At 53.0% G+C, this 17,865-nt stretch carries 18 protein-coding genes; 11 read left to right on the top strand and 7 right to left on the bottom strand.

Annotation, left to right across the window (positions count from 1 at the left end; translation table 11 throughout):
- The 3 genes from JQM68_RS12735 to JQM68_RS12725 form a co-directional block, all read left to right on the top strand.
- Positions 1-200 (top strand): hypothetical protein (locus JQM68_RS12735; RefSeq protein ID WP_235223380.1); only part of this gene is annotated, 200 nt, incomplete at its 5' end.
- Between the two features lie 34 nt (positions 201-234).
- The gene (locus tag JQM68_RS12730; RefSeq protein ID WP_235223379.1) at positions 235-1,083 is read left to right on the top strand and encodes a hypothetical protein; all 849 of its coding nucleotides are present in this window, start codon (positions 235-237) and stop codon (positions 1,081-1,083) included.
- 48 nt (positions 1,084-1,131) lie between these two features.
- Complete coding sequence (locus tag JQM68_RS12725; protein WP_235223378.1) at positions 1,132-1,623, top strand: hypothetical protein; 492 nt, start codon at positions 1,132-1,134, stop codon at positions 1,621-1,623.
- Positions 1,624-2,078: 455 nt separating this feature from the next.
- Here the strand turns inward: JQM68_RS12725 and JQM68_RS12720 are convergent, their stop codons facing one another.
- From JQM68_RS12720 to JQM68_RS12700, 5 genes are all read right to left on the bottom strand, one after another.
- Positions 2,079-6,500 (bottom strand): S-layer homology domain-containing protein, encoded by a 4,422-nt coding sequence (locus JQM68_RS12720; protein WP_235223377.1) that lies wholly within the window; start codon positions 6,498-6,500, stop codon positions 2,079-2,081.
- Between the two features lie 33 nt (positions 6,501-6,533).
- Positions 6,534-6,764 carry a hypothetical protein gene (locus JQM68_RS12715; protein ID WP_235223376.1) on the bottom strand — a complete coding sequence of 77 codons (231 nt, stop codon included), beginning with the start codon at positions 6,762-6,764 and terminating at the stop codon, positions 6,534-6,536.
- A 713-nt stretch (positions 6,765-7,477) separates the two neighbouring features.
- Positions 7,478-7,975 (bottom strand): hypothetical protein, encoded by a 498-nt coding sequence (locus JQM68_RS12710; protein WP_235223375.1) that lies wholly within the window; start codon positions 7,973-7,975, stop codon positions 7,478-7,480.
- Positions 7,976-8,494: 519 nt separating this feature from the next.
- On the bottom strand, positions 8,495-8,890 hold the full coding sequence (locus JQM68_RS12705; protein ID WP_235223374.1) for a type II toxin-antitoxin system PemK/MazF family toxin: 396 nt from the start codon (positions 8,888-8,890) through the stop codon (positions 8,495-8,497).
- A 183-nt stretch (positions 8,891-9,073) separates the two neighbouring features.
- Positions 9,074-9,313, bottom strand: a complete 240-nt coding sequence (locus JQM68_RS12700; protein ID WP_235223373.1) for a hypothetical protein — start codon at positions 9,311-9,313, stop codon at positions 9,074-9,076.
- Positions 9,314-10,365: 1,052 nt separating this feature from the next.
- Here JQM68_RS12700 and JQM68_RS12695 point away from each other — a divergent pair.
- The 6 genes from JQM68_RS12695 (at position 10,366) to JQM68_RS12670 (ending at position 15,370) form a co-directional block, all read left to right on the top strand.
- On the top strand, positions 10,366-10,851 hold the full coding sequence (locus tag JQM68_RS12695) for a hypothetical protein (protein ID WP_235223372.1): 486 nt from the start codon (positions 10,366-10,368) through the stop codon (positions 10,849-10,851).
- Positions 10,852-10,878: 27 nt separating this feature from the next.
- Complete coding sequence (locus tag JQM68_RS12690; protein WP_235223371.1) at positions 10,879-11,403, top strand: hypothetical protein; 525 nt, start codon at positions 10,879-10,881, stop codon at positions 11,401-11,403.
- A 265-nt stretch (positions 11,404-11,668) separates the two neighbouring features.
- Positions 11,669-12,190: an AAA family ATPase gene (locus tag JQM68_RS12685; protein WP_412758481.1), complete on the top strand. Its 522-nt coding sequence runs from the start codon at positions 11,669-11,671 to the stop codon at positions 12,188-12,190.
- 104 nt (positions 12,191-12,294) lie between these two features.
- The gene (locus JQM68_RS12680; RefSeq protein WP_268821519.1) at positions 12,295-13,350 is read left to right on the top strand and encodes an IS30 family transposase; all 1,056 of its coding nucleotides are present in this window, start codon (positions 12,295-12,297) and stop codon (positions 13,348-13,350) included.
- A gap of 249 nt (positions 13,351-13,599) precedes the next feature.
- Positions 13,600-13,830, top strand: coding sequence for a hypothetical protein (locus JQM68_RS12675; RefSeq protein WP_235223369.1), 231 nt, complete (start codon positions 13,600-13,602; stop codon positions 13,828-13,830).
- 319 nt (positions 13,831-14,149) lie between these two features.
- Complete coding sequence (locus JQM68_RS12670) at positions 14,150-15,370, top strand: IS256 family transposase (protein WP_235223368.1); 1,221 nt, start codon at positions 14,150-14,152, stop codon at positions 15,368-15,370.
- Between the two features lie 39 nt (positions 15,371-15,409).
- Here JQM68_RS12670 and JQM68_RS12665 read toward each other — a convergent pair whose 3' ends face one another.
- On the bottom strand, positions 15,410-15,667 hold the full coding sequence (locus JQM68_RS12665; RefSeq protein ID WP_235223367.1) for a hypothetical protein: 258 nt from the start codon (positions 15,665-15,667) through the stop codon (positions 15,410-15,412).
- Between the two features lie 679 nt (positions 15,668-16,346).
- Here JQM68_RS12665 and JQM68_RS12660 point away from each other — a divergent pair.
- Positions 16,347-17,012 (top strand): hypothetical protein, encoded by a 666-nt coding sequence (locus tag JQM68_RS12660; protein WP_235223366.1) that lies wholly within the window; start codon positions 16,347-16,349, stop codon positions 17,010-17,012.
- 63 nt (positions 17,013-17,075) lie between these two features.
- Here JQM68_RS12660 and JQM68_RS12655 read toward each other — a convergent pair whose 3' ends face one another.
- Complete coding sequence (locus tag JQM68_RS12655) at positions 17,076-17,462, bottom strand: IS200/IS605 family accessory protein TnpB-related protein (protein WP_235223365.1); 387 nt, start codon at positions 17,460-17,462, stop codon at positions 17,076-17,078.
- 24 nt (positions 17,463-17,486) lie between these two features.
- On the opposite strand from JQM68_RS12655, the gene JQM68_RS12650 reads away from it, so the two are divergent.
- Entirely contained in the window at positions 17,487-17,798 is a 312-nt protein-coding gene (locus JQM68_RS12650) for a zinc-ribbon domain-containing protein (protein ID WP_328283741.1), read from the top strand.
- The last annotated feature ends 67 nt before the right edge of the window (positions 17,799-17,865 follow it).

Raw genomic sequence — 17,865 nt, 5'->3', positions numbered from 1 at the left:
TTTTTGAAAATAATTCAAGAAACATTTCCATGAAAATGCCCGCCTTACCCACCCCTCACGGAGTGGGCTTGCGGCGGGCGATTTTGTCAGAAATTGGCGAAAAGCCACCCCTGAGGGGGCTGCAGATCCTCGCCATGCCGTTTCGGGCGCCAGCCTGCGGCCCTTATCAAATTTGGACATTACGCCGTGGTATCCTGTAATCAGATTAGAAAAGAAGCACATGGAGGTAGTAGGATGCGTATCAGTCTATCGGAATTCATTGGGCCCGCCCCTCTCTTTGACCTGCGGGGCTATACCGATTGCGCCGTGTCCGGCAGTAAGCCCTGCCGCGTCAAAGTCGGTCCCCGCCGGTTCCTGAATATCGACGTATATCCCGATCAGTTCAAATGCGATTTGTGGGCTGTGGCAAAAGGGCAAGTCATCTATCTGGCCGGGCAGGACATCCTCGAACAGTGGGACGGGAACGGCGTCCGGTACTTCGACGCCGAGGCCTTCCTTCGTGAGCACCTCGGCAGCAGCTCTCCCTGCTCCTCGAACTCCTACCGCTCGTTGAAGGAGAACGACTACGGTTCCACCACCTTCCTTGCCACGGACTACGGCGCGGCAACGTCCAGTACGGGCCGGCAGGGCACCTATTCCAAGCTCTTTTTCGCTCCCGGCGCCCTGATCCTCTGCGGCCAGAACGTGCGAACCATCCGCTGGTCCTCCACTGAAGGAAACAGCAACGCCCGCGGAACGGTGCTCCGCCCCCTGGTGGAGGCCGCGCTGAACGGAGCCCACCAGCTTGGCGTCAGCGACGTCAAGGCCCAGCTTCCCGCGCTGCGCAAAGCCGGCGGCCTGGATTTCGATGTTCTGCGTATTGAAACAGATTCCGGCACATACAGCATCCACGGCTCCCGCAGCAGCAGCCAGCTCTTCGCCCACCTGTCGGACGGTGAGGAGGCCTCCTGCCGCACCACCTCCGCCGGCTTGCCAGAGGCCCTGGAAGCTCTGTTGTTCCTGCTGCAATGCTCCACAAAAGAAAAGCTGAACGATCAGCTGTCCAAAATGCAAATGCTGGATATGGTGGTCCGGGACTGGTGAAGCCTGCCCTACCCCGTCAAAATCCAATGACCTTTCAGGAGGTATCTGATGTTTTCTGATGATTACTACCACTCCCGCGTCTGCACCGCCCCCGGCGCCCTGACCATTTGCGGGCAGGATGTTCTCTCCCTCTCCTGGCATACGCGCTCGCCGGAAGTTGACGCCGAACTGTTCCATCTCTTCGACCCCACCCGGGCCGGGGGGCTTCACCTGTCCCACAGCGAGTTCAAAAAGCTGCTGGCTGATGTGAAGTATCCGTCTGTCGTCTATCTGGCCATCCAGACCGCCGGGAAGCTCTGTGAGATGGAGCCCTATACCGGGAATATCTCCGTCACCCTGTCCGGCAGCCAGACCTTTTCCTGCACCGCCACGCCGCCCTTCAACGCCAGCCAGAATGAAGCCGCGCAGGTGGCTGATGCAACCCTGTACCTGCTGGAGGCCGGCGCCGTGCGGGATTTGGAGGTCAAACTGCTCAAGACGAGCGTCCTCGGTATAGTCTCTCTTCCCGAAGGCTGGTCCCCATCCGCCAGTCTCACGTGAGTCCGATCCGCCCTCCGGTGCCTTACGGTGCACGGAGGGCCTTCCCATATCCGAAATATATGACCGCATTCCGTTCCAATGATGATATGCGTGGCAAAAAGAGCCGCCTCCGGCGATATACCGTAACAATCAAATGTTGGGCGAATTGAACGGCATCTGCGAGAACAGGAGCATACCAACGTTTAGAATTGAGCAGGTTAGATTTCTTGCTCCCACCGGTAATAAGTCTTGATAGAACAACTTTCCTCGCACTGTGCTTTACGCTCATTCCGCTGCTTCTGCAATCTGCTACTCTTTCCATTCTGGCAGCTTCGCCTGATACTTGACTGCATTCATACTTTACTCCCATATATGTAAAGTCTCGAGAAGTGTCGAGAATCCTCAATACGCCGTTAGCTTTGACGGTTACAACGAAGGAGCGGCGCCAGTGCGCCGCTCCTTCCGATAAATTACGTTTATTTGGCTGCGACTGTATAAGTAGTTCCGCTGTCAGTGGTATTTTCGGTAATGGTGTGCGTCTCAGTATTTACATAAGCGGAGGGGTTTTGGTCAAACGTACCGCCGGTGATAGAGATGACAGCGTCGTTGCTTGTATCGAACTGGAGTTCACCGGTGACCTTGCTGACATTCACCTGTACAGCCGGACACACGTTGGTATGAATTCCGATGCCGGAAGTGGAGCCTCTTTTCGCTCCCAGAAATTGAGAAGCCCCCGTCAGTGTCAAAGTGGTGCAGGTGCTCGCTCTCAGCGCTTCATGGCCGGAAGCAATGACCGAATCCAGGGTAGCTGTTCCAATTCTTATGATTTCGATCGCATAGGAAGAACTGCTTGCATCGGCAGGCGCAGTCGCCTGGAACGTGGAACCCGTGATGTGCAGATCCGTCAGCTTACTGCTGCCATCGACCTTCATTGGATGGAGATAGGCCGTGGCGGTGACGCTGCTCATTTCAACACTGGTGTTGTTCTGCGAATTGAAGGAGCACCCGGCCGCATAACTATCCGAGGTGCAGGTCAGGTCGGAATTGGTGACCGTGACCGCGCCGCTGTCCCGAATATCAACCGCATATGTGACCGCATTGGCTGTCAGGCCGGAGATTCCAACCGTTCCGCAGTTGGTAACATAGAGCGCGTCCGAGTTTCCCGACTGAGTCCCGGTGGAGGTATAAGTGCCCCCGGTGACCGTTACGTTATCGACCGAGCGCAAATACACCGCGTTATGCTTTGCTTCAGCAGTGACGTTTTCCAGCGTAACGCTTACACATGTGGAGATATTGAGCGCGTCACTGGTAGCGGACATATCATCGCCGGTGGAGGTGTAGCTGCCGCCGCTGATGACGAAGGCGGGGCAATTGCTGGCGAGCAGAGCGGAGGCTTCAGCGGTGGCTGTAACATTGGTGAAGGACACAGGCCCTCCGGCGTTATTGAGCTGGATCGCGTGGGTGGTGGTTTTTGCCGCTGTAACGGTCGCCCCGGACAGAGTAATGCTCCGCACGTTTGCACCGTTAAAGAGTCCCTGATACTGGCCGCCGGTGATCGTCAGGATGGCGCCGCCGTATACATTGATGGCCGCCTGGTTGTACTCATTGCTTACGGTGATCGCGCTTCCTTCGGTCGTACCGTCGATGGACAGTTCCTTCCCATTCGCAACGGTCAGCACGGAGACGCTGAGCACGTGACCGTTCAGATCCAGCGTGGCAGCAGGGCCGCTGGTGGCGCTCAGCGGGCTTTGACTGGTAATGTCCTCCAGCAGTCTGACAGTGCCGCCTTTCCGCAGGGCGGCGGACAGGCTGTTGTAATCACTGACCTCTGTAACTCCCGCGGGCGCGGTGCAGAGCGTGATCTCGCTCACAGTGGTCACCGGCGTACGCTGCATAGTCAGCGTGCCGGTATCCTGGCTGATGGTAATGCGGTTCATATACACATCCATCGTACATCCCGCCCAGGGAGACATATCCACCAGGCCGGTGGTGGATTTAACAGACGAGATCACCTCCGCGCCATCCGGGCCCCTGAGCGTGCCATAGTAAGTAAAGTCCGTGTCGTCCCGGTCTGCCTCAATGAGGTATTGACCGCTTTCCTGGCCGGTGATGGTATAGGAGGCCGCGTCCAGAGGCTCCACGACGACAGCGTTCTCCGCTGTATAGAGGAGTTCAGTCTGACCGCCATAGGGGCCATGTCCGACCGTGATGGAAGCGGTTTCGGTGAAGCCCTTCAGCATACTATCGGAGAGATAGCGTTTTGCCTCTGAAGAATAGGTGCATTCGCCGTTCACATAGTAATATTCCCCGGAAGCCAGCTCCACGGGCGTCCAGTTCAAATAATAGGTAGACCCCTCCTTGGTGAACCACACGTTCAGCGTTCCCACCACGGGAATCTTTTCGGTCTTCGTCCCGTTGCAGACAGAGCAGGTATAGGTCTTCACGCCTTCGGTGGTGTCAGTGGGCTCGGTGGTGACCACGCCGGCATCCCAGGTATGTGCGGCGCGCTCTTCGGTCTGGCAGGCGGAGCAGATGTGCTTGTGGTCGGTATCGTCCACCTTGACCCAGCCGCCCCAGGTATGCTGTCCAGCCGCCTTTTCGTAGGAACAAACGGAGCAGACAGCGGCCTCGGAACAACTGGTGGTATTGTAGGTATGGGCGGTCTTAGTGTCAACAGCATCACAACGGGTGCACTTGTGCCAATGGCCGTCCGCATCATTGAGATAATTTCCGGTGAAGTCATGGCCCAGAGCGGGAATAGCATCCTGCGCCGTAATGACCGCATTACAGACGGAGCAGTGCTTGCCCTCGGTCTTGCCGGCCTCCGTGCAGGTAGCCGCCACGGCCGCGTCAATGACTTCGGTATGGTCCTTGGCTGGGATCTCTGTCTGTGCTGCGATGACCGTGCCGCAGACGGAGCAGTGCTTGCCCTCAGTCTTGCCGGCCTCTGTGCAGGTGGCCTCCACAGCGGCGTCAACGACTTCGGTATGGCCCTTGGCCGGGATCTCCGTCTGTGCAGCGATTACCGTGCCGCAGACGGAGCAATGCCTGCCCTCGGTCTTGCCGGCCTCCGTGCAGGTGGCCGCCACGGCGGGGTCAACGACCTCTGTGTGGGGCAGGGCAGGAATTTTCTCCGCCTTAGTGGCAGCGGGGTCAGTGCAGCCGTCAGCGATGCAGGTATAGGTCTTAACGCCTGCGTCCTTGCAAGTGGCTTCTATTGTGACCGTTCCCTCATCCCATTTGTGGAGATGGGTAACGGCCCCGCCGTCAACGGTAATATTGTCAGGAGCAGTTTCCAGCCCGGTGGAAACGGTAATATTCGAACTGTCGTCAGCGGTGATAGCCACACCGTTGGAGGAGTTGATCTCCACGTCGATGGCCTCGGTGCCAGTAACAGCAACGGTCATGTCAGCGGGCGCGGACGCGGGGATCTCCACCTTGTCAACAGCGGCAGACGCCACGGTGACAGGGGCCTCGGCAACAACGGCGCTGACGGAATTGGCTGCGCCGGTAATGGTGGTCTCGCCCTTGGCCTCTACCTTGGCGACCGTGCCGGCGCTGACAGTCAAAGCTACGGGGGTTTCCACAGCGGCGGGCACGGTCACAGCGGCAACAGCAGTCTGCGCTCCCCTGACCTCCACATCCGCCCTTGCCTCCACAGCGGCCACGGGGGAAGCGGCATCAGCAGCTTCAATGATGGCGGGCTTTTGTACCTCAACGCTGGAAATGGGGGTGTTGGTCAGCTCCAGACGGGGCTGCTGGGTGCTCCCGACAGTCGTGGTCTTGTCCATAATGACCTTGCCGCCGATGGTGCAGTTGACCAGCTTGATGGAGCTGGAGCCGCCGCCGTGGATGGTCAGGTCACCCCGGATCGTCAGGTCGGTCAGCGTTACTTCCCCGTCGCCCACAGCGTCGGTGATGGTGACGTTCTGGTAAGTGCCGCTGCTGACAGTCTTAGGCTCCGCAACGGTCAGATTGGAGTAGGAAGGTGCGCTGCTCCCGCCGCTGCTTCCGCCGGAAGCGGGCTTGCTCTCTTCGATGCTGCTTCCCTCGCCGGTCATGGCGATTTCAGGCAGCTTGGAGTTTTTGGAGGTGATTTTGGCATTGTCGGCCTGCACGGTGATGGAACCGGTGACAGTGGCCTTGTCAAAGGTCAGGGTGCTGCCGTCAGCGGCAGGGGTAACAAGGATGTCGGCAGAAGTCTTGCCCGTCAGGGTGACCTTCCCTGCGGCAACAAGGATGATGCCGTCCTTGTTTACCAGCTCATAGGTGCCGGGGGCATTGATATACTGCACGACCGAGCGATCCAAAATGGCCATCAGCGCCGCGCGGCTCAGATTGCCGCCGGGGGCCAGCTGGCCGTTGCCGATACCGCCCACGATACCAGACTCCACCATGGCTGCCACATAGGGAGCAGCCCAGGCGCCCACCTTGCCGCTGTCAGTAAAGGCGGACAAATCGGGATTATTGACCGGGGCGATGCCCAGCGCGCGGCACAGCATCACCATGGCCTGCTGGCGGGTGATGGTGGCGTTGGGGTTGGCCTTGCCGTTGTCGCCCATCATAACGCCCGCCGCATAACAGCGGAGCACATAGGGTGCGAACCAATCATTCTCCGACACGTCAGAGAAAGGGTTGGCCGCGGTCTCGGTCAGGCCCAAGGTGTTGGCCAGAACCTTGGCCATCTGCGCCCGGGTCAGGGATGCGTTGGGATTGAACCGGCCATTGTTTCCCTCCACGATACCGTATTCGCTCCAGCGCTCAATGGCCTCTTCCGCCCAGTGGCCCTGGGTGTCGCTGTACGTACCCTCGGCGGCAAATGCTGACGGCACACACAAACCGCACAGCAATACCAGCGAGAGCAGCAGTGACAATGCTTTTCTTGCCTTTTTGCTCATGTTCGTTTCCTCCGCTTCCAGATATTCCGGTCATCAAAGGGGTTTTTTTGCATGAAAAGCCAGCTTGGTTCTTAATCCGCCCCATACCGTTTTTTCTCTGCCTCTTATGATGTGTTTCGTCCAAATTTTACTATTTTCCACTGGGAAAAGCAACAGCAAATGCGCAGGAAATTTTCGCTTTTTTCGGGAAATAATTATGGTCGAAAGGCACTCCCTGTCGATTCCATGCAGTTCATTTGTACCGCAGTTTTGGTAGAAGTTCATGCTTTTCCTCCAAAAAGCTACTGTCTCTTTCCAGCAGCGCTTTGCAGAAAGCATCGGTAATCCGGGCCACAGGCAGAGCACTGCCAAGCCGGTCATACATACGGACAATAAAGCACACCAAAAACGGTGTCACACCCGGCACGCCGCTGGGTATAACCCACCGGAAAGCAGGGACGGCGGAGCTAAGGAGCCTCTGAATAAAAGCCTTTATCCTGTTCCTGCTTGATGTATTAGCCGCTATTTGCGCCTGGTTAAGGTAATTTCAGTGAAAAAGCGGTACGTTTATCTCCTCACACCAGCGGCTTCCCGCCGTTAAATGATTGCAATTGGAATCGTAGAAGAATGGATCAAGACCCATGCTCAAGTTCCGTATGGTTATTGGACTTCAGCTTACTGTGGAGCCTCGTCCCTAGTATCCGGCTGTTGCGATTCTTGTTCGTCAGGCCAAGGGTTTGCTTACAACTTCCTTCGGATTCCCCGTCACCAGGGACATCCTTGTTGTTCGGCTACGCGATTCCCACCACCGGGCGTGCTCGGGACTTTCACCCGTTAGCTTTCGCCCATGCCGGGAGCTCACAAAAAACCGGCGGACAGCTTCAAAAACTACTGTCCGCCGATTCCGGAATAATCACAAACTGGTTTCAATTTTGTGGTAAAAATGCCGGTGGGATACAGCGGCTTTCCGCGTGTCCCACGGGCGTTTCCTATGCTGTTCAGTCCACCTGTGCCGCCAGCCGGTGCCGCCGCAAGGCCTCAATGCGGCTTTTCTGCGCCTCGGAGCACAGGCCCGGCGCCTCCAGGCGGAAGTCGTTGGGGAACCGGGCGGCCAGTCCGTAAACGTCGTCCATTCTCCGGCAGCAGACCCGCTGACCGCCCGCGGTGCAGGGGATCTCCGGCTGGCCCAGGCCGCACCGCTCCGGCAGCTTATCCCACACGCCCAGCTTGCAGGCCCAGGGAACCAGCCGGCAGCGCAGCTCCCGGTCCTCCCGCACCCGGCGCAGATGCTCCAGCATCCAGGGCGCATACCAGTGCTCCGCGCCCTCCGGTTCCAGCCGTCCGCCGCTGCGGACAGCCGCCGCCAGCACCTCTGGGAAGCTGTGGTCATGGCAGTGAACGCCCCGGAGCTTATAGGGATAGTACTCCCGGCAAGCGGCCGTCCCGCCGGGGAAGGCGCCTATCTCTTCCAGTGTCAGATTCTGCTCGTTGTCCATAGTAGATCCCTCCTATGGCTCAAGGTTACCACAGGCTTCCATCCAAATTTGACAAGTGAATCAGGATTGGCCGGTAAAAAAGCAATCACGTACTCTTACCAAAGTTGAAAACAGTGCTGTTATTAGATGGAACCAGTTCAGAACCAACATAGCATAAAACAAGGGTATTTTTAACAAACGAGAAGGCCACATAAAAATTGTAATCCAAAAGCCGACCATCACACAGCGCTCCTTCGGAAGCGCTTTTTACGTTTAGCGGCTGAAAAGCAGTAAAAGTCCTGGAATGAATGAGATTATCCTTCATGCACATAGTTTTACCCGCCTTACTCGGCACACTATGAACCGAGGATGCGGCGGGTTGTGGTTTCCTCACCTTATACGCAGAAACAGACCTACTCCCCGCCCAGCCAAGTGTAACATGCGTGAATTACCCTGCCTGACATCCGTCTGCGGCCGTCTTTTCAGACGTGGCTTCTGGAAACAGGTAAAGGAGCTTCTGGTAAGTTTACCCTATAAATGTCAAACGTTCCAATCATAGCCATAGGTGTTATCCTCCTGTACATAAATCATCTGCGTCTGCGCCAGATGGAGCTGGGTCGACAGGGCGCGGTTAATAGCAAAACGATCAAAGGGATCCTCTACATACCCAATGCGGCGGACAAGGCACGCCTTGTCCAGTGTAGTAACCTGCTCGCAGAGGACACGGCTGGGATGGTCCAGATACCGGCTGCAGAGCAGAACATGAGTGGGCAGCTGACATCCCTCCAGGTTCTTAGTGAGGGGTACGATGCTGACGAACCCGCTGTCCTCGATAGACTGGTCATTGGAAACGATGACCACAGGGCGGCGGCCGCGCTTCAGCTGGCTGTTCTTCAGGGCCGGTAAATCCGCCGTCCAGATCTCAAAATTCCTCACAGTTCATTCCTCCTTCTCTCCAACGCAGGAATCAATCGGAAGTACCATCTGCGCTCTTCTCGTGCAGAAGGCTGACAGCGTTGGGCTTGATTTGTATGGGAGAGTGGTGCCAGGTGGCTGGTAAAGCAAACTATGTTTCTCCATAATACATTACAACATATTTAATATGAAATATGAACCCTCTCAGGGCTTCAACAGTTCCCGGTACCGGTACTCTCCCGCCTTCTGGCCGCAGAAAACATGATCCTCAGCTCCAGGTGTCCGCTGGAACTGCAGGCGAAACAGTTTCTCCCGCTCCCGCATCCACCTCTTCTGGCTTTCGTTCATATACAACATCAGGTCATAGGGCTGACCGCCGGGGTCCGGCAGGCAGATGCAGCCATTCCTGACATGAACAGTGCCCCACCTCAGCGTGCAGGCCATGGGAAGCGGCAGCCTGCGCACAGGCTCAGCAACAACAGGGCTTGGGCCGCTCCCTCCGCAGAGGGAAACGGTGTCGCATGGTTTTGCTGGATCTTGTCCTTGGGTACACATACCTCCTTCTTCAAAATTGCGGCAAAAAAGACGCCGTGCAGGTCATCCCTACACAGCGCTCTTTTTCGTCTACAATTTTGGGTATGCTCACGCTACCCCCGTCTTGATTTTACAAGCCGGAAGATGGTATAATGCACCCGTAGAGTAGCCGAATGGCTATTGTGTATGGTGGGGTAAGCACCTGCATAGGCGCATGGGAGTTGCCGCTCTCGTGCGCTGCTACACTTTTCTGCCACTTTAATCACCCGATAAAACCCGCTTGAGCATGGTCGTCATTTTACAAAAAATGGAATAGACTCACCGCCTGTGCGTCTCTTTATCAGGATAGGAATAGTTTAGCACATTATCCCATTGGTTTCAAGCGAGCCCACCGGAAATATTTTGTTTTTCCCTGTTTTTATCTATTTCTACAAGTTTTCAAAAAAGAAAAGTGTCCAAAACTCACTCAATACTCACTTAACGAATTTTTTGATTTTTTGTATTTGTTAGTGAGTAATACAGTTTTTTCAAGTACGTTCCGTATTGCATCATTTTGCCTCTGTTTTGCCGTCTTTCTGTGCCCACAACTCACAGAACAGTTTGCCAAATGCGCTTGCACCATCAAATTTCATCAGTAATACTCAGTTATGGGTTGCGACGCATTCCATTGCTTTCCCTGTCACGCTGGGTACTGCATCGGAAGACATTTCCCGTTTTTGTGCACATTTACTAATTCATAGTTGCTGAACAATGTTGTTATGATGGCCGTATCCTTTCTTTGTCGCAGAGTTGGATCGGAGTCACAATACCGCTGTCAGTATCCTGGAAGCCACAAAACGTTTCTCGTCACCTCCTGGCCAAAAGGCCTGAGGATAATCTGTTGATACTTGGCTCGTTACCCGCATTCCAGAAGCCCCTTCGCTTTAACTGAGGGGCAGTTTACACGTCCGGAGGTCCACACCATGCTGTTCGACTGCTTTTCGTCCCGCATCCGCTTCTCTCCTGGCTGCCTCACCATTTGCGAAAGGCCCATCTCCCAGATCGCTTGGTCAACCTGGGAGTCTGAAACCGATGACGCATGTTTGGACGCGCTGTTCGATTCCCTGCCCAACCCCTGCAGCCTGTCGGGCGAAGAGCTCTTCCAGCGGCTGAAAGACATAAAGCCGTTCATCTTCAGCCGCCTGCAGTTTCAAACCGATGCTGCTTTCGTCTCGAAGGGCTTTCTCCCCGATTCCCACGGCAATGATGCCCTTGAAATCGTTCTGAACACCGGCGAGTCCGCCCTGTTCGACATCGGCAATATCAGCAAGGAAGACGCCCTTCTCGCACTGGCGCCGTTGCTGGCCGTCACAACGCCCGAGGAATTGGAGCGAGCAAAATCAAAGCTGGACCTTCTTCTCAACATTGCTTTGATCGCGGACGGCCAGCCCTCGCCCACCGCCCCGTGACCGTTACCGCAACAGGAGGTTTTTGTGATGAACGCTACGCTGCACCGCTCCTGCATCCGCTTCGCTCCCAATGAGCTGAGTATTCTGGGTAAGCAGGTGGAATCTGTCAGTTGGCAGGGCTGCTGCCCGTATTCCGACAGGAAGCTCTTCCAGTCCTTGACGCAGCTCCCCTCCGGCAGTACGCTGGCGCTGAGAGACCTGTCTCCTCTGTTCTTTGACCCGGAGGAGCCGCTTCGCCTTTGCTGTCTGTCCATCCGCTCAGCCAACACAGAGCTTTACGCCGACTTCTCCGCCCTGCGCGCCTGCATCCGCATGAATGATGGTGGAAAGTTCATCCGCTGCGGGCTCTCTTTCTCCGACTTAAACCCCGGCCAGGCGCACTGCGCCGACAACCAATTCTCGCTCATTCTCAAGTCCTCTCTCGCTCTTTTCTGTAGTTTATCCGCCGACCATCTGCGCAATCGGCTTCAGATCATACTGAAGGGAAATCCAAACGTCTCCCTCATGCAGCAGGAAGACTTCTACATACCCGGCAGCCATTGTCCCATCTGACGTTTCATCCGAGCAGGAAGCCCACGTCAATATAGGTCTGTAAAAAACAGCCTTGTGGGTGGCGGCGAGTGGTTTTCTTCAATACAGCAACGGGTTGTCTCACATCGTTGTGAGGCAACCCGTTTGGCATTAGATACGGATGTTTTTCCACCGCATGAGATCCGGTTCGTCCTTTGTTCCATCTGCAATGGCGATGAACATCTTTAATGCGTATTGTTGGAAAAATACGCTATAATAAATGCGCGTATTATCGGAGTATGTCGAATTGTTTAACTCGCGTATTGCCATTGATCATGATATGATTCATATAGCGGTGATTCGGATGTTTTTTAAACGAAAGATTTATAATAAGTTTCTGGCGTGGAAAGCCGAGACTGACGGAACGAACGCACTACTCGTGGAAGGCGCTCGACGAATCGGCAAATCAACAGTTGTTGAAGAGTTTGCTAAAAATGAGTATAGGAGCTATATTCTGATTGAGTTTGCAAAGGAGTCTGCAGATGTCAAGAGTTACTTCCACCTGTATTTGAATGATCTCGACACGTTCTACATGTTCTTGTCTGTTAATTACGGTGTCCAACTCTATCCTCGCGAGAGCATCATCATCTTTGATGAGGTTCAATTGTTCCCCAAAGCCAGAGAGTCAATCAAATACTTGGTAGCAGAAGGTCGATATGATTTCATCGAAACCGGCTCGTTGATTTCCATCAAAGAAAACGTAAAGGACATCGTGATTCCTTCGGAAGAACGCCATGTCAAAATGTACCCTTTGGATTTTGAGGGTTGATTGTAAAATCAAGTTGGACACTTGAGTAAAAAATCCATAGTGATTTCTCTCCCCGTGGTAGAATGAAGTTACCACACAACTTCTACAGAGGGAGGGCAATCACTATGGACTGCCATCATTGTATCACAGAATCCGCAGAACGCAAGAAGGGACAGCATCTTCGCATGGAAGACCGAGGAGCCATCAAGGTCCTCAAGAAGCAGGGCCTCGGCCCTCGTGCCATCGCCAGACAGATCGGCTGCGCTCCATCCACCGTTACGAATGAGCTGCGGCGAGGCACACCAACTCGCAAGAGCAACAAGGGGAAAAATCCCGGTTATTCCCCCAAGCTGGGAGAAGCTGTCTACAGAGCCAACAGAGCATCCTGCCACAGGCATCCGAAAGCGGGCGTCTGCAGCGACTTCACCAGTTGGGTGGTTCGGCAGATCCGGGAACACAAGTGGTCCCTGGATGCCTGCTGCGGATATGCCAAGCGACACGACCTGTTCGAGCCGTCTGAGATGGTCTGCTCCCGTACCCTTTACAACATGGTCTGGAAAGGGCACCTCTCCATCCAGCCAATGGAACTGCCCGAGGCGTTAAAGCGCAAAGCGAAGAAGCATCGTGTGCGAGAGAACAAAAAGCGCTACGGCACAAGCATTTCCAGCCGCCCGGAGATTGCATCTCTTCGTCTTGAAGAGGGCCACTGGGAAGGCGATACCGTGGTCGGCAAGCGAGCGGGTAAGGAGGCTGTTGTCTTTTCCCTGTTGGAGAAGAAGACGGAAACCTACCTTGCGTTCCGTATCCCTGGCAAAACCAGTGAGGCGGTGATGAATCTCATGAACACCCTCCATGATGAGTACGGAGAACACTTCTCTCAGGTCTTTAAAACCATCACGGTGGACAACGGCAGCGAGTTCGCTGACTTCGCCCAGGTGGAGAACTGGGGAAGCAAGGTTTTCTTCGCCCACCCGTACACCTCCTGGGAGCGTCCTCAGAACGAGCGACACAATGGCCTGTTCCGGGCCTTTGTCCCAAAGGGAGCTTCTATTGAGGGCTTCACCGACGAGGATATCCTCGCCGCTGCTGACGAGCTGAATGGACGCCCACGGAAGAAACTCGGATACTGCACCCCGGAGGAACTCTTTGAGGATTTTCTGGACGCTGTCTACGCAGCCTGACGGCTGCGGCAACCTCGCTCACGGATAGATCCTGCGGCTCCATCCGTGACCAAGGTTTTTACCACGGGGTGTCCAACTTGTTATTGCAATTTGCGCTTTGGATTTTGAGGAGTTCTGCTGGGCATTGGGTGAGCAGCCTTTGATTCCTTACATCAGGGATTGTTTTGAAAAAAAGTGCCGCTTGAACGCAGCCTCCACAATAAAACTATGCTTATTTTTAAGCAGTACCTCTTGGTTGGTGGTATGCCCATGAGCATTGTAGCTTTCCTGGAGGGGAAAAAGGACTTAGGAAAAGCCAATACTGAAAAGCGTGATATTCTTGCGTTGTACCGTGGCGATATCATGAAAATTAAAGCGCAGTATCGAGCCAAGGTTCTCGCCATCTTTGACCAAATCCCTGGTTTACTTTCCAGACACGAAAAGCGAGTCGTATTCAACCGGATTGTGGATGGCTCCATTGCAGAGCAATCTCATTGTTAAAGATGACATACTTTGCATTCCCCCGTATATGACAATATGTCTTTGAACCGAAGCAAACAGATTATCTGTAGGATGCCGCATGGAATTTCTCAAAGCAGTCTGTCTGCCGTCCACGATTGCCGAGTCAAAGGATCCCAAAACGGAAAATAAACATGATTGTGAGATACCGGGGAAGATTTGGTTGCTGATTAAGAAAGCTATTTTACTTTTAAACCGAGACCGCCGAAAATTCTGTGTAATCGACGAACCTCGACAGTATGAAAATCTTCGACTAAGTCAAGAATGAGAACAAACATTCAAGACGAAGGAGACGAAGATTATGCAGCCGGTACCACAGGATTTACTGAAGGAATACGTTCAGAGCCAGCACTTCACCAGCACGACGGAGATCATGGAGGCCATGAAGGAATTGTTCCGGGATGTCATTCAGACCGTCATGGAAGTGGAGATGGACGAAGAGCTTGGCCGTGAGCGTTGCGAGCGCTCAGACAAGCCGGAGGGGGCCCCCAGAAACTACCGCAACGGCTACACGAAGAAGACCGTCAAGACCCAGCTGGGCGAGGTGGATATCAAGGTTCCTCGTGACCGGAACGGTTCTTTCGAGCCTAAGATCATCGGCAAGTATGACCGGAATGCGGACGGAATGGAGGATAAGATCCTGGCGCTGTATGCCTGCGGCATGAGCCAGCGGGATATCGCTGAGCAGATCAAGGAACTGTACGGTGTGGAGATCTCTCCGGAGCTGGTAACGAAGATCAGCGAAAAGATCATGCCGGAGGTCACAGCCTGGCAGAATCGCCCGCTGGAGCCGGTGTATCCGTTTGTGTTCATGGATGCCATTCACTACAAAGTGCGGGAGGACCGGCGGTACGTGACCAAGGCTGCCTATGTGGTCCTGGGCGTCACCATGGACGGCAGGAAGGACATCCTGGGCGTCTGGATCGGGGAGCATGAAAACAGCAAATTCTGGCTGAATGTGTTGAATGACCTCAAAAGCAGGGGTGTTTTAGATGTATATCTGTTCTGCACGGACGGCCTGTGTGGGATGATGCAGGCGATCGAGGCTGTCTTCCCAAAAAGCCGGTTGCAGCGTTGCATCGTGCACCAGGTGCGCAGTTCCACCAGATATGTCAGCTATAAGGACATCAAGAAAGTCGTTGCGGATCTTAAGAAGATCTACAGTGCCGTCACGCTGGAGGAAGCCGAGAAAAATCTGCAAACCTTCGCAGAAATCTGGCGCAAGCAGTACCCCTCCTGCGTGAAAAGCTGGGAGGAAAACTGGCCGGTTTTAAGCACGTTCTTTGAATACCCCGTGGAGATCCGGAAAATCATATACACGACGAACATCATCGAGGGCCTAAACCGCCAGTTCCGGCAGATCACGAAGAACAAGCCCTCCTTCACGAACGACGACTCCCTGCGCCGGATGCTGTATCTGGCCTCCCGGCGCATCGTGAAGCACTGGCACGCCAGATGTCAGAACTGGGATCTGGTGCTCAGCCAGCTGGAGATCATGTTCGCCGACCGAGCCGTTGGCTGACTCCCTTGTCCTAGTATGCCACGGCGGCCAGCCCGGCATTCACGCCGTGCCGGCGCGCATACCGTTCTGACCGCCATGGCTTTCGGTAATCAAGGGATTCAGGCCAGAATCCGCCCTGCTTTCCAGCGCCATTCTTGACTTTGTCGAAAAGCGCTTACACAAAATTTTACGCCCGGCCTTTAAACCGAGTTCTGGAAATTTGGCTTTGAAGCTATGAATTACTTTTCTGCCCACCATCACGCTGTATGCAATAAGGTTAAGTTCATTTTCCCAAATTTGTGAGTTTCCAATTTTCATTCCCTTGCGACATGACTATACCACCATGTCGCAAATTTTGCCGCTTAACCCCCAAAAAAGCCTTTGTTTTCAATTGGTTCATCGTTTAAGCTGATGGAAATTTTGGTTCGTGTTTCAATGGTCCAAAATTTCCATCAATTTGCGACATGATTACCCCGAGTTTTACTAGAGAAAAAGCGTCTGTTCTCTCGGTGTTTTTAGCTGTATTTTGGCTTCATTCAGGGCTCATTTTTCTCACAGCTTTTGCTTATGATGCTTACTTCTATCTCACACAACACACCATTTCAACGCAAAAATTTCCTCGTTTTGAAGCCAAAACCGCCCTATTTTTGCGTCTACTTCAGGCAGATATACACAGGTCTTTCGCTCTATTCCAGTTGCCGATTTGCCGAAATCTATTGCTGGAAATTGCCTTCTGCAACAGCAAAAACTCGATAATGTTTCTTCCAGCGCTAACAATAAAATTGCTTTCATCTGGCTTTGCGAAATAAAAATCCTTGCTGTTTTCTCGGTATTTTGGCCTGTAGTTTGTCTTCATTCAAGGCTCATTTTTCTCACAGCCTTTGCTTATGATGCTCACTTCCATCTCTCACGCAATACATCGTTTCGATTTGAAAAGCGTGAAAAAAGCAGCACAAAATTCGCTTCGTTTTGAAGCAAAAATGGTCCTGATTTTGCGTTGTATTCAGGCAGATATACACAGGTCTTTCGCTCTATTTCAGTTGCCGATTGGCCGAAATCTATTGCTGGAAATTGCCTTCTGCAACAGCAAAAACTCGATAATGTTTCTTCCAGCGCTAACAATAAAATTACTTTCATCTGGCTTTGCGAAATAAAAATCCTTGCTGTTTTCTCGGTATTTTGGCCTGTAGTTTGTCTTCATTCAGGGCTCATTTTTCTCACAGCCTTTGCTTATGATGCTCACTTCCATCTCTCACACGATACATCGTTTCGATTTGAAAAGCGTGAAAAAGCAGCGCAAAATCTGCCTCGCTTTGAAACAAAAAATGGCCCTGATCTTGCGTTGTATTTAGACAGATATACACAGGTCTTCCGCTCTATTCCAGTTGCCGATTGGCCGAAATCTATTGCTGGAAATTGCCTTCTGCAACAGCAAAAACTCGATAATGTTTCTTCCAGCGCTAACAATAAAATTGCTTTCATCTGGCTTTGCGAAATAAAAATTCTTGCTGTTTTCTCGGTATTTTGGCCTGTAGTTTGTCTTCATTCAGAGCTCATTTTTCTCACAGTCTTTGCTTATGATGCTCACTTCCATCTCTCACACGATACATCGTTTCGATTTGAAAAGCGTGAAAAAAGCAGCACAAAATTCGCTTCGTTTTGAAGCAAAAATGGCCCTGATTTTGCGTTGTATTCAGACAGATATACACAGGTCTTTCGCTCTATTTCAGTCGCCGATTTGCCGAAATCTATTGCTGGAAATTGCCTTCTGCAACAGCAAAAACTCCCTCTGACATACCAGATTTACTCCGACCATAGCCAGCTTATAAGACAGCATATCGGTAAACTTCTTATAGGGCAAATCGTAAAATGCCTGATTATTCACGTGTCCAAGATCGTTGCCATCTCGGATTCCCGTGATGTCACCAACAATTACGGTGTTGATGTTATTGGCCACGCAATAATCACGCACATATGTGCTCGCCTTATGCAGAAGGTCGTTCACACTGTTCCTGTACTTCTCGTAGAGGCCAAGTATTCCTTGTTTTTCTGGGTAAATTGATTGAATAATTTGGTTAATAATGGTAAAATAGTACCGTTCAAGATAAATCAAACAAATGAGCGCCCCAAAACAGAGGTGATACGCTTGTGGCTATCCTTGTATGATTATTGTTTAGAACAAGGAAAAGAAGACGTACTTCGTGAATGGCATCCCACGCTTAATAACGGCTTATTCCCTAAAGATGTGCCCTATGGATACAGCAAAAAAGTGTGGTGGGTTTGCGGCAAAAGGCACGAGTGGCAGCAAAGCGTAGATGACCGGATTTTCAATGGCCATGGATGCCCATACTGTGCTGGTAAGAAGGTCTGGCCTGGCTTTAACGATTTGGCTTCGCAAATGCCGGAAATTGCCGCTCAGTGGCATCCCACAAAAAACGGCCCGGTGTAAAATTTTGTGTAAGCGATTTTCGACAAAGTCAAGAATGGCGCTGGAAAGCAGGGCGGATTCTGGCCTG

The sequence above is a fragment of the Oscillibacter valericigenes genome, from assembly GCF_021531435.1.
Lineage (GTDB): Bacteria > Bacillota > Clostridia > Oscillospirales > Oscillospiraceae > Oscillibacter > Oscillibacter valericigenes_B.
The sequence above is the reverse complement of the archived record's forward strand: the minus strand, read 5'-3'. Positions and strand labels throughout refer to the sequence as shown.